Raw genomic sequence first — 12,176 nt, 5'->3', positions numbered from 1 at the left:
GGGCATTTCAGCCGTCCGGCGTTTGAGGACCGGGGTCTGGGGCGGAGCCCCAGGGGGGTCCGGGCGCAGCCCGGCCCCCCCTCAGCCCGTCCGGCGCTTGAGGACCGGGTCAGGGCTGAGCCCTGGGAACGGTGGAAGGGTGGGTAGGGGACTCCGCCCCACAGGGCCGCGGCCGAGCCGCCGCAGCCGGTCAGGCCCCGCGCGGAGCGAACACCGCCACCCAGACACCCTCCGCCGCCTCCCGGAAGGTCACCTCCAGCTCCATGCCCACCCGCAGCCCCACCCCCGGCTCCGCCCCCTCCCCACCCACGACCTCGGTCATCATCCGCGGCCCCTCCGCGAGATCCACCACCGCCGCCACGTAAGGCACCCTCGACCCGAAGGGCGGCAGGTCGTTCCGGTGGATCACCGACCAGGTGTACAGCGTGGCCCGCCCGCTCGCCGTTTCCCACGTGACCCGGTCCTCCCCTGCCCAGCAGGCCGGGCAGAACTCCCGCGGGTAGTGGTGCGCCTTGCCGCACTCCCCGCAGCGCCGCAGCAACAGCCGCCCCTCCGCGGCCGCGTCCCAGTAGGGCCGCGTGAAGTCGTCGATCTCCGGCAGGTCGAACCGCGCAGCCGTACCGGCTCCAGTACTCACGACACCACTCCTCCGGACAGCACTTCATCTGACGTATCGTCAGTTCACCGGATCCCACCCCCATCCCACAAGTCCCCACTCCCCGTAATCGATCCGCAACCGATTCCCTCCTCGTCCGAGACCCACCGCCCCCGTACGGCGATACGCTCACACCTCATGCCCGCAGTCCCCGCAGCACCCGACCTGTCCACCCAGCCCCGCCCGGTCTACGTGATCGGCGCCGGCCCCGGCGGCCTCGCCGTAGCCGCCGCGCTGCGCGGCCGCGGGATCCGCGCGGTGGTCGTGGAGAAGTCGGACTCGGTCGGCAGTTCCTGGCGGCGGCACTACGACCGCCTCCACCTGCACACCACGCGCCGCCTCTCCGCCCTCCCGGGCCTGGCCATGCCGCGCCGCTTCGGACGCTGGGTGGCGCGCGAGAACGTGGTGCGCTACCTGGAGAAGTACGCCGAGTTCCACGAGCTGGAGATCGCCACCGGCATCGAGGTGACCCGCATCGAGCCCACCACGGACTCCCACCCCGAAGGCGCCGACGGCCCCGACGCCCCGGACACCCCCGGCTGGACCCTGCACGCCACCGGCGGCCGCGTCATGGCGGCCCGGGCGGTCGTGGTCGCCACGGGGTTCAACCACACCCCCTTCGTCCCCGACTGGCCCGGCCGGGACAGCTTCCATGGCCCCCTCACCCACGCCGCCGAGTACCGCAATCCCGCTCCCTACGCCGGCCGGGACGTCCTGGTCGTCGGCGTCGGCAACACGGGCGCCGAGATAGCCGTCGACCTCGCCGAAGGCGGCGCCGCCCGGGTCCGGCTCGCGGTGCGCACCGCCCCGCACATCCTGCGCCGCTCCACCGCCGGCTGGCCCGCCCAGCGGACCGGGATCCTGGTCCGGCGCCTCCCGGTCCGGCTCGTCGACCGGCTCGGCGCGATCATCGGCAAGGTCTCGGTCCCGGACCTGTCCGCGTACGGACTCCCGCGCCCCACCACCGGCCTGTACAGCAGGGTCAAGCAGGGGGCGATCCCGATCCAGGACGTCGGCCTGATCGACGCGGTCCGCACGGGCCGGGTGGAGCCCGTGGCAGCCGTGGCCTCCTTCGACGGAGCCGAGGTGGTGCTCGCGGACGGTTCGCGGATCACCCCGGACGCCGTGATCGCGGCCACCGGCTACCGCCGCGCCCTGGAGGGCCTGGTCGGCGGGCTCGACGTACTGGACGACCGCGGCCGCCCCCGTACGCACGGCGCCAAGACCCCGCCCGACGCCCCCGGCCTCTATTTCACCGGTTTCACCAACCCCATCAGCGGCAACCTCCGCGAACTGGCCCTGGACGCAGAGAAGATCGCCAAGGGCATCGCCCGCACGATCGGCGCGTAGCCGGTCTCCCACAGCACCGGGCCCGTTGTCAGTGGCCCGGTGCACCATCGGCACATCGGGCCCGCCGGGCCGTCGCCGAACAGGGGGGATCACCATGTCGATCACGAACCAGCGCGTGTCAGCCCGCGCCTTCCTGAAGCCGCTCTACGGGGACGCGTACTACCCCGATCACGTCCTCGACAAGGGCCGGGACATCCTGCTCCGCCTCTGCGCGCGCATCGAGGCCGAGCGGCCCGCAGACCTGGCCGGGCTGTACGTGCTGACGGGGGCGGCGACCGAGGAGTTCAACCTGCTGGAGGCGGAGTTCGAGGCCGCGGGGAGCGAGATCGAGACCGTGGCGCGCGAGGAGATAGCCGAAGACTTCGCGTTCGTAGCCTCCGCGTACGGATTCCCGGACGCGGACGTCGAGCAGCTCATCTCCCCCCGGGAGTGGTGAGCGCCCGGGGAGCGGCGCGACCCCCGGCCCGGCCCGGCGGCCGCCCCCGTGCGACCGTCCCGGCCCTCTGACCTCGGCCGAATACCGGTCTGGACCGGGCCCCCGCGATCTGAGACCGTTCCGTGAACGACCCCGCGAACCGACCCGCACACCACGCCGGGAGCCGGTCCGGGCGCACCCTCACGCCGTCCCGCGAGCGTTCCACACATCACCTCCACCAGCTTTCCTGTGCATCCCTGTTCCTGACGGCACGTCAGTTCAGTAATCTGACTACGCGTCAGTTATTGAGATTCGTCGAGGTTCATCGAGCAGGAGCGGGCGGAACGATGCTTGGATCTACTCACGGCACCCTCACCACCGACTTCCGCGCACGTGTCGAGGCCTGCGGGGAGACCCCCAGGACGGCCGTCCACTCCACAGCGGCTCCGTCCGCCGAGGACGCGGTCGCGCTGGACGTCAGCGGTCGGCCCCTGCACGCCGACGCTCCCGACCTGGACCGGTTCTTCCGGCCCGAGTCCGTGGCGGTCATCGGCGCCTCGGACGCCGAGGGCAGACCGAACACCGGCATCACCCGCCAGCTCATCGCCTGGGCGGAACGCGTCGGTGCCCGGCTGCACCCCGTACACCCCACCCGGGCCACGGTCTTCGGGCTGCCCTGCCACGCCTCGGTGGCCGACCTCCCCGAACAGGTGGACCTCGCCGTCCTCCTCGTGGCCGACCCGCTCCCCGTCGTGGAGCAACTGGCCGAAGCCAAGGTGAAATTCGCCGTCGCCTTCGCCTCCGGCTTCGCCGAGACCGGCGACGAGGGCGCCGCCGCGCAGGCCCGCCTGGGCGCCGCCGTACAGCGCTCGGGACTGCGCCTCCTCGGGCCCAACACGAACCTCAACGCCTTCGAGAAGTTCCGCGAGGACCTCGACGGCCCGGCCATCGCCCTCATCACCCAGTCCGGCCACCAGGGCCGGCCGGTCTACACCCTCCAGGAGCTGGGCATCCGCCTCTCCCACTGGGCGCCCACCGGCAACGAAGCCGACCTCGAAACCTCCGACTTCATCTCCTACTTCGCCGAGCAGCCCGAGGTCGGGGCCATCGCCTGCTACGTGGAGGGCCTCAAGGACGGCAGGCAGTTCCTCCTCGCCGCCGACCGGGCCGCCCGCAACGGCGTCCCCGTCGTCGCCGTCAAGGTCGGCCGCACCGAGACCGGCGCCCGCATGGCCGCCTCCCACACCGGGAAGCTGACCGGCGCGGACACCGTCGTGGACGCCGCCATGCGGCAGTTCGGCGTCATCCGCGTCGACGGCCTCGACGAACTCCAGGACACCGCCGCCCTCCTCGCCCGAGCCCGCAAGCCGCTCGCCGACGGGGTCGTCGTCTACTCCATCTCCGGCGGCACCGGCGCCCACTTCTCCGACCTGGCCACCGAGGCGGGGCTGATCCTGCCCACCCTCTCCCAGGCCAAGCAGGACGAGCTGCACCAGTGGATCCCGGAGTACCTGGGCGTCTCCAACCCCGTGGACAACGGCGGCCACCCGGTCGGCGACTGGCGCGGCCGCAAGATCATCGACGCGATCCTCGCGGACCCCTCCGTGGGCGTCCTGATCTGTCCGATCACGGGCCCCTTCCCCCCGATGAGCGACAAACTCGCCCAGGACCTGGTCGACGCGGCCGAGCAGACGGACAAGCTGATCTGCGTGATCTGGGGCTCCCCGGTCGGCACCGAGGAGGCCTACCGCACCACCCTCCTCGGCTCCTCCCGGGTCGCCACCTTCCGCACCTTCGGCAACTGCATCACCGCCGTCCGCGCCTACCTCGGCCACCACCGCTTCACCGCCGCCTACCGCTCCCCCTTCGAGGACGCCCCGCGCACCACCTCGCCCTCGTTCCGCAAGGCCCAGGCCCTCATGCGTCCGGGCCAGCAGCTCAGCGAGCACGCGGCGAAGCAGCTCCTGCGCGCCTACGGGATACGGGTGCCCCGGGAGCAGCTGGTGACCAGCGCGGCAGCGGCCGTACGGGCGGCCGGGCTGGTCGGCTACCCGGTGGTCATGAAGGCCTCGGGGCCGCAGCTCGCGCACAAGACCGAGCTGGGGCTGGTGAAGATCGGGCTGACCTCGGCGAGCCAGATCCGCGATGCGTACCGGGAGTTGACGGACATCGCACGCTACGAGAACGTCCCGCTGGACGGGATCCTCGTCTGCCAGATGGTGGAGCGCGGCGTCGAAATGGTCGTCGGTGTCACCCAGGACGAACTCTTCGGCCCCACCGTGACCGTCGGTCTGGGCGGGGTCCTCGTGGAGGTGCTGCACGACGTGGCCGTACGGGTCCCGCCCTTCGGGGAGGACCAGGCGCGGGCGATGCTCGGGGAACTCCGTGGGCACGCGTTGCTGGAGGGCGTACGTGGTGCGCCCCCCGCCGACGTCGACGCGCTGGTGGAGGTCATCCTCCGGGTCCAGCGGATGGCGATGGAACTGGGCGACGAACTGTCGGAGCTGGACATCAACCCGCTGATGGTCCTCCCACGGGGCCAGGGCGCGGTCGCCCTGGACGCCCTGGCCATCTGCCGCTGACCGGGGCCCTGCGGGGCGAGTCCCCGACCCGCCCTTCCACCGTTCCCAGGGCCGGCCCTGCCCCGGTCCTCAAACGCCGGACGGGCTGAAAGCGGGGTACCGGGCTGCGCCCGGACCCCTGGGGCTCCGCCCCAGACCCCGGTCCTCAAACGCCGGACGGCTGGAATTGCTGCGGCTGGCCGGGGCGGGGACGGGGACGGGGTGGGGTGTTGGCCTGGACGTAGAGCGTGATTTGTGGCGCGAGAACACCCTTCGCCCTGTCGGAGTAGAGGACAGGGCGCCTAAATCATGCAGTCCAGGCCGACACCCCACCCCGCCCCCGGCACCGACCCACCACCCGCAGCCCGCAGCCCGCCCAGCCACGAACAGGAGTTCACCCATGACCGGCACCCCCGAGGACGAAGTCCTCCACCGCTTCGAGAGCGGCGTCTCGTGGATCACCCTCAACCGGCCGGAGGCCATGAACGCGGTCACCTGGGACCAGCGCGAGCGCGTCATCGGGCTGCTCGCCGAAGCCTCCGCCGACCCCGACGTGCGGGCCGTCGTCATCACCGCCACCGGCAAGGGCTTCTGCGCGGGCGCCGACCTGCGCGGCGCACCGGCCGCCCCGGCGGAGCGGGTCGTCGGCGACGTGGCCCGCATGATCCGGCTCGGCGCCCAGCGGCTGATCACGGCCGTGCTCGACTGCGAGAAGCCGGTCATCGCCGCCGTGAACGGCACCGCGGCCGGCATCGGCGCTCACCTCGCGCTCGCCTGCGACCTGATCATCGCCGCCGAACCGGCCCGTTTCATCGAGGTGTTCGTCCGCCGCGGCCTGGTCCCCGACGGCGGTGGCGCGTACCTCCTCCCCCGCCTCGTCGGACCGCAGAAGGCGAAGGAGCTGATGTTCTTCGGGGACGCCGTCCCGGCGGCCGAGGCCGAGCGGCTCGGGCTGGTGAACAAGGTGGTTCCCGCCGAGGCGCTGGAGGAGACCGCCCGGGAGTGGGCGGAGCGCCTCGCGCAGGGCCCCACCCGCGCCCTGGCCCTGACGAAGCAGCTGGTCAACGCCTCCCTGGACGGTGACCGGGCGACGGCGCTCGCCGCCGAGGCCACCGCCCAGGAGCTGAACATGACCACGGCCGACGCGAACGAGGGGGTCGCCAGCTTCGTGGAGCGCCGCACCCCGAAGTACCTCGGCCGGTAGCTCCGCGAACCGCTCCGCCCGCTACATCCGCGGGTCCGGCGTGAGCAGCGCGAACACCGCTCCCGTCGGGTCCGCCGTCCACGCCATCCGCCCGACCTCCGGGACGTCGGCGGCGGGCATCAGCACCGAGCCGCCGCCGCCCCGGATCGCGGCCACGGTCGCATCCACGTCGGCGACGTTGAAGTACGGCACCCAGCGCGGGACTTCATCGCCCGCGCCGTCGCCCTGGGGTGCGACGCCGCCGAAGGAGCCGTCCTCCTGGTCCCCGTCGGCGATGCTCAGTACCCGGTACGTCATCCCGGGGGCTTCCATCTCGGCGGAGCGCCACCCGAAGAGGCCGGCGTAGAACTCGACGGCCGCGACCGGGTCGGGTACGTGCAGTTCCGCCCAGATCAGGGTGCTCACCTCGGAGGCCCGCCCCAGCCCGGCGGTCTTCCCCGGCTGCCAGCACGCGAACTCCGCGCCCTGCGGGTCGGTGAACTGAGCCAGCCAGCCCTCCCCCATCACGTCCCCGGGCTCCATGCGCACCACTCCGCCGCCCGCCTTGACGGCCGCCGCCGTCTCCTGGATGTCGGGGGTGTTGAAGTGCAGCATCCACGCCGGGGTGGCGCCCTCCTCGGTGAGCGGCCCGAGGGCGGCGACGGTCTTGCCGTCGACCTGGAAGAAGCCGTAGCCGCCCGCCTCCGGGCCGAGGGAGACGTACTCCCACCCGAAGACGCCGGTGTAGAACGAGACGGCCCCGTCGGTGTCGGGGCTCCCGAGGTCGAGCCAGTTGGGCGATCCCTTGCGGAATTCGGTGCCGAGCATGAGGGTCCTCCTGTGCGTGCGCGCTGCTGCGGGGTCGGGGGCCTGCCTCCGGTCCCCGACCCCCGCCACGATGCCGAGCCCGTACGGGGCCCGCGCCCCAGGGAGCCCCGCACGTCGGTGGAATCACCCGTACGGCCCTGCCCCCGCCCGCCCCCGCCCGCCCCGCCCGTGTCCGTATCTGTGGGATGTATGGCCCGACGGCCATGGCGCGAGCACGTGCGGGCCCCGAAGACTGGTGGGGACCCGCAGGGAGCCCACGAAGGGACGAGCAGACATGCCGACGAGCGACGCACTCACTGCCCACACGATCCCGGTACCGGTACCGGTACCGGTACCGGTACCGGTACCGGTACCGGTACCGGACTCACGGCTGGCGAAGGAGGCCACCGAGCTCGTCCGGGACGGCGTGAGCGAGCTGCTCTACGACCACTCCCGCCGCGTGTACTTCTTCGGCAGCCTCCATGGCCGGCGCCTGGGCATCGAGGCGGATCCCGAACTGCTCTACGTGGCTGCGATGTTCCACGACCTCGGCCTCACCGAGCCCTTCCGCGCCAGCGGCCGCCGCTTCGAGGTGGACGGCGCCGACGAGGCCCGCCGGTTCCTGCGGACCCACGGGGTCCCCGAGGACGCGGTGCGCCGGGTGTGGACGGCGATCGCCCTGCACACCACCCCGGGCATCCCGGAGCACATGGAACCCGAGGTGGCGCTGGTGACGGCGGGCGTGGAGTACGACGTGCTCGGCATCGGCTACCACGACCTCGCCGAGGCGGACCGCGCGGCCGTCGTCGCCCTGCACCCGCGCCCGCGGTTCAAGGAGCGCATCCTGCGCGCCTTCGCCGACGGCGTGGCGCCCAAGCCCGGCACGACCTTCGGCAACATCAAGGCCGACGTGCTCGCGCACCACGTGCCCGGCTTCGAGCGCGGGGACTTCGTCCGCGTGGTCCTGGACTCGCCGTGGGACGAGTAGCCGCGCGGCCCGCCCCGCACGGCATCGTCATCGTCGCCTTCGACGGCGTGCAGCTGCTCGACGTCACGGGGCCCGCCGAGGTGTTCAGCACCGCCAATGTCCACGGCGCCCGCTACGAGATCCGGATCGTCTCCCCGGACGGGGCCGACGTCCGCACCTCCTCGGGCGTGCGCATCGGCGCGGACGGCGGCCCGGACGGCCTGCCGGACCGGCCCGGAACGCTCGTCGTCCCCGGCCGCAGCGACTGGCGGCGGGCCGTCTCCGATCCGGCCCTGACGGGCCTGGTCGCCGAGCTCGTGCGCAGCTCGCGCCGGGTCACCTCGGTGTGCGCCGGGGCCTTCGTGCTGGCGGAGACCGGGGTGCTGGACGGGCGGCGGGCGGTCACGCACTGGCGGCTGGCGGCGCAGCTCGCGGCCGCGTACCCGCGGGTGCGGGTGGAGGCGGATCCGGTGTTCGTGCAGGACGGGAACGTCGTCACCTCCGCCGGGGTGACCTCGGGCATCGACCTCGCGCTGTTCCTGGTCGAGGAGGACCACGGCGCCGCGATGGCCCGGGAGGTCGCGCGGGAGCTGGTCGTCTTCATGGCCAGGCCCGGCGGGCAGTCCCAGTACAGCGCCCGCCTGACCCCGCGCGAGGCCGGGCATCCGGTCCTGCGCAGGGTCATGGACGCCATCGGGGCCGATCCCCGGCTCGCGCTCGACGAGGTCGCCCGGGACGCCGGGGTCAGCGCCCGCCACCTCGCCCGGCTGTTCCGCGCGGAGACGGGGATGACGCCGGGGCAGTATCTGGAGTCCGTCCGTCTCGAGGCCGCCCAGGCGCTCCTGGAGGCCGGTGACGACCCGGTGGACGCGGTGGCCGCGCAGTCGGGCTTCGGTTCCGCCGAGACGATGCGGCGCGTGTTCCAGCAGGGCCTGGGCCTCGCCCCGACCGCCTACCGCGCCCGCTTCCGCAGCACGCGCACGTCCCCTCCGTCCGGGTCGCCGATCAGCACGAACAGCTCCGGTTCCGCCGCGGTGCCCGCCAGCTCCCACACCAGGGAGGAGCCCTCCCCGCACTCCGGGACGGCCAGGACCACGCCCGCCCGGTAGAAGCGGTCCGCCTCCCGGGGCTCCCACGTGCCGTGCCCGGAGCAGCGGTCGACCACCTCGAACCCGTCGTCCACCGGTAGCTTCTCCGCCATCACGGCGCCCTGCCCGTCCAGTTCCAGGCGGACGCCGTCGCCGGTCCACACGCCGACGTAGTCGGCGCTCGCCAGGACCGGAGGCTCGTACGGCACGAACTGCGAAGGCCGGCTGAACCCGGCGACGAACGCGGCCACCACCGCGAGCACGGCCGGCCCCAGCATCCAGCGCCGTACCGAGGACTTCCTCCACTGCCGCATGCGCGCGCACACGGCCACCGTCACCGGGAGCACCCCGGAGGCCGCGATCCAGCCGCACGTGACGACGTACGGCGCGCCGGTCAGCAGGGCCACCGGGGCGGCGTACGCGGCGCCGAGCGCGGCGAGGACCGGCAGGGCCCACCAGGGTGCGGGGATCCGGGTGCGCACGCCGACGGCGTTCGAGAGCTCCATGACCGGGACGGTGACGAGCGTGCTGTGCAGCCAGCCCGCCACGAACGCGAGCAGCGGCAGGAGGGCGCAGCCGGCGACCAGCCAGAAGAGCACGGCGATGGCGCCGCCGTACCCCCGGCCGTAAGGGTCTCCCTCCACGACCGAGGTGAGCTGCCAGAACACCCCGGCGGCCGCGAGCTGCCCCGCGGCAACGGTCTCCGCGCCCGGCGCGAGGTCTCCTCCGTCAGGCCCTCCCGGCTTCCACGTCACCGGGCCCGCGACCACACCGCCACGCACGCCGTCACCCACGCCGACCTCCACGGCAAGCCCCCCAGCCCTCAATTGAACACGTTCAATCCACGGCGGACCCTACACCCCCCTTCCCATCTGACGAACCGTCAGCTTCAATCGGTGATGTGATGGGACACGCAGGGATGGCGGCCACCGTCGTCCGATACCTCAGATCAGTCGGCTCCCTCCCCTCCGCCGCCGCGGAGCCCGGGACCGAACCCGTCGAAGCACTGCCCCGCCCCGATCTGCGGGCCGTCGGCGAAGACGAGCGCGCGCCCGTCAGCCCCGCCGAATTCCGCGCCGTACTGGGGAACTTCGCCAGCGGGGTCACGATCATCACGTCCCCGCCCGGCGAGGACGAGGACGGCCCGGCCGGCTTCGCCTGCCAGTCCTTCGCCTCGCTCTCCCTCGACCCGCCGCTGGTCACCTTCATGGTGGCCCGTACGTCGACCACCTGGCCCCGCATCGCACGCTCAGGGGTGTTCTGCGTGAACATCCTCGGCGCCGAACAGGGCGACCTGTGCCGGGCCTTCGCCGTCAGCGGCGCCGACAAGTTCGCCGGCGTCGCCCACACTCCGGCCCCGGCCACGGGCTCGCCGCAGCTCGACGCGGTGCCCGCCTGGATCGACTGCCGGATCCACGCCGTTCACACCGGCGGCGACCACCTCATCGTCGTGGGCAAGGTCGAGGCCATGGGCGCGGCCGGCGAGGGCGAGCCCCTCCTCTTCCACAAGGGCCGCTTCGGCCGCTTCGCCGACTGACACCCGCCGCCGGGTCCCGCCGGCGCCGAGCCTCCCGGACGGACGCTCAGCGCCTCGTCTCGTACCTGGTCAGGATCACGCCGCAGGGGAGCGTCCGCGTCTCCACCAGGTTCAGGTTCACCCAGTTGTCCAACGCGGTGAAGAACGGCGTGCCGCCGCCCACCAGGACCGGTGCGGTGGCCAGCAGGTACTCGTCGACCAGCCCGGCCCGCACGGCCGCCCCGGCGAGCGTCGCGCCGCCGATGTGCATCGGGCCGCCGTCCTGCGCCTTGAGCCGGGTGATCTCGGCGACCGCGTCGCCGGTGACCAGACGGGTGTTCCAGTCGACCTCGTCGATCGTCGAGGAGAACACCACCTTCGACAGGTCCCGCCAGCGGCGCGCGTACTCGACCTCCGCCGGGGTCGCCCCGGGCTGCTGGTCGCCGGTCGGCCAGTAGGAGCTCATCGTCTGCCACAGCTTGCGCCCGTACAGCTCCAGGTCGATCGCGAGCAACTGATCGGACCAGAAGCCGAACAGCTCGTCGCTCGGCACGCTCCAGCCGATGTCGTCACCGGGCGCGGCGATGTAGCCGTCCAGGGACAGGTTCATGCCGTAGATCAGTTTCCGCATGGCGCCAGCCTTCCGTGAGCCGGTCTCACGTGTACAGACAGGCGCGCCGCGCACACCCCCCACACCCTCGCTATCCTGCGGTTCTCGAACAGGCGGGGGGCCATGGGAAACACGTACGAGCCGGGGCACAGCCGATGGACCGGCGTCACCGGCTGGCTGACGGTGGGCTGCGCGCTCGCCGCGATCCTCTGCGCGCTGCTCTCCGTCTCGCCCTACCCGCCACTGACGGCCGAGCTGTGCCTCGCCGGAGCCTCCGCCGTCTTCGCCTGCTGCTGGGTCGCGTCCTCGTACCGCGTCCGGGTCGGTCCGCTGGACAAGCCACGGCCGCTGCCCGGCAGCCGCCCCACGGACCGGGTCCTGAACTGGCTGTTCGCCTTCGGCATGCCGTTCGCGGTGGCCGCCGCCTGGATGGTGGGTGTCACCGGTTCCAGCGAGGCGGGGATGGAGCGCGAGCGCCTGGAGCGGATCGGCTACGAGCAGCGCGAAGTGGAGATCGTCCGGCCGGTCGGCGATCCCGCGTACAGCCCGCCCGGGGACGACACCGCGGGCTTCTGGACCGCCGACCTCCTCGTGCGCGTCCCCTTCATCACCGGCCCCCGCGAGCTGGTCCTGGAGGGGTACACCACCAGCCAGCGGCCCGCACAGGGGATGCGTGTGGACGCCTATTACGCCCCCGGCCACCCCGAGGAGGGCGCCTCGGAGTACTGGGACCTGGATTTCGGCCGGGCCTTTGCCTACTTCATGGCGGCAATCTTCGTACTGCCGTTCCTCATCGGAGCGGGCGCCTGGATCAAGTCGGAGACGTTCGACTTCCAGGTGGAGAGCCTGCGCCGGTTCCGCCCCGTCCTGCACCTGCCCGTCCTCGGCATCCTGCTGTGCGGGCTCGTCCTGCTGCTGCCCGTCGCCCTCGAATTCGAGGTCGCCGGCTACGACCGGCTGCCCGCCTTCCTCGCCGGCCTGACCCCGCTGCTGGCGCTGGCCTGGGTGGTCCGGGAGAACTGAC

At 72.9% G+C, this 12,176-nt stretch carries 11 protein-coding genes; 8 read left to right on the top strand and 3 right to left on the bottom strand.

Features of this window, described 5'->3' with window-relative positions:
* Positions 1-190: 190 nt before the first annotated feature.
* A complete protein-coding gene (locus ACE1OC_RS23420) occupies positions 191-637 on the bottom strand; it encodes a Zn-ribbon domain-containing OB-fold protein (protein WP_407838648.1) in 447 nt (148 codons plus the stop codon).
* Positions 638-793: 156 nt separating this feature from the next.
* Here ACE1OC_RS23420 and ACE1OC_RS23415 point away from each other — a divergent pair, with 156 nt between their 5' ends.
* The 4 genes from ACE1OC_RS23415 (at position 794) to ACE1OC_RS23400 (ending at position 6,185) form a co-directional block, all read left to right on the top strand.
* Positions 794-2,005, top strand: a complete 1,212-nt coding sequence (locus ACE1OC_RS23415) for a flavin-containing monooxygenase (RefSeq protein ID WP_407838647.1) — start codon at positions 794-796, stop codon at positions 2,003-2,005.
* Between the two features lie 94 nt (positions 2,006-2,099).
* Positions 2,100-2,441: a DUF5713 family protein gene (locus ACE1OC_RS23410; protein WP_407838646.1), complete on the top strand. Its 342-nt coding sequence runs from the start codon at positions 2,100-2,102 to the stop codon at positions 2,439-2,441.
* Positions 2,442-2,767: 326 nt separating this feature from the next.
* Positions 2,768-5,002, top strand: a complete 2,235-nt coding sequence (locus ACE1OC_RS23405) for an acetate--CoA ligase family protein (RefSeq protein ID WP_407838645.1) — start codon at positions 2,768-2,770, stop codon at positions 5,000-5,002.
* Between the two features lie 379 nt (positions 5,003-5,381).
* Positions 5,382-6,185, top strand: a complete 804-nt coding sequence (locus tag ACE1OC_RS23400; protein WP_407838644.1) for an enoyl-CoA hydratase/isomerase family protein — start codon at positions 5,382-5,384, stop codon at positions 6,183-6,185.
* A gap of 21 nt (positions 6,186-6,206) precedes the next feature.
* Here ACE1OC_RS23400 and ACE1OC_RS23395 read toward each other — a convergent pair whose 3' ends face one another.
* Positions 6,207-6,992, bottom strand: coding sequence for a VOC family protein (locus ACE1OC_RS23395; protein ID WP_407838643.1), 786 nt, complete (start codon positions 6,990-6,992; stop codon positions 6,207-6,209).
* A 274-nt stretch (positions 6,993-7,266) separates the two neighbouring features.
* Here ACE1OC_RS23395 and ACE1OC_RS23390 point away from each other — a divergent pair, with 274 nt between their 5' ends.
* The 3 genes from ACE1OC_RS23390 to ACE1OC_RS23380 all read left to right on the top strand — a co-directional run bounded on the left by ACE1OC_RS23390 (position 7,267) and on the right by ACE1OC_RS23380 (position 10,563).
* Positions 7,267-7,959 carry an HD domain-containing protein gene (locus ACE1OC_RS23390; RefSeq protein WP_407838642.1) on the top strand — a complete coding sequence of 231 codons (693 nt, stop codon included), beginning with the start codon at positions 7,267-7,269 and terminating at the stop codon, positions 7,957-7,959.
* Positions 7,947-9,047 (top strand): GlxA family transcriptional regulator, encoded by a 1,101-nt coding sequence (locus ACE1OC_RS23385; protein ID WP_407838641.1) that lies wholly within the window; start codon positions 7,947-7,949, stop codon positions 9,045-9,047. The genes ACE1OC_RS23390 and ACE1OC_RS23385 overlap by 13 nt, the downstream gene beginning before the upstream one ends.
* Before the next feature lie 898 nt (positions 9,048-9,945).
* Complete coding sequence (locus tag ACE1OC_RS23380) at positions 9,946-10,563, top strand: flavin reductase family protein (RefSeq protein ID WP_407841656.1); 618 nt, start codon at positions 9,946-9,948, stop codon at positions 10,561-10,563.
* 46 nt (positions 10,564-10,609) lie between these two features.
* Here the strand turns inward: ACE1OC_RS23380 and ACE1OC_RS23375 are convergent, their stop codons facing one another.
* Positions 10,610-11,173, bottom strand: a complete 564-nt coding sequence (locus ACE1OC_RS23375; RefSeq protein WP_407838640.1) for a dihydrofolate reductase family protein — start codon at positions 11,171-11,173, stop codon at positions 10,610-10,612.
* Positions 11,174-11,275: 102 nt separating this feature from the next.
* On the opposite strand from ACE1OC_RS23375, the gene ACE1OC_RS23370 reads away from it, so the two are divergent.
* Positions 11,276-12,175, top strand: a complete 900-nt coding sequence (locus ACE1OC_RS23370; RefSeq protein ID WP_407838639.1) for a hypothetical protein — start codon at positions 11,276-11,278, stop codon at positions 12,173-12,175.
* Position 12,176 lies beyond the last annotated feature (1 nt).

It is taken from the genome of Streptomyces stoeckheimensis (assembly GCF_045822005.1).
In the GTDB taxonomy this organism is placed as follows: domain Bacteria; phylum Actinomycetota; class Actinomycetes; order Streptomycetales; family Streptomycetaceae; genus Streptomyces; species Streptomyces stoeckheimensis.
Note: the sequence above shows the minus strand (reverse complement) of the source record. Positions and strands in the feature narration are given on the sequence as shown.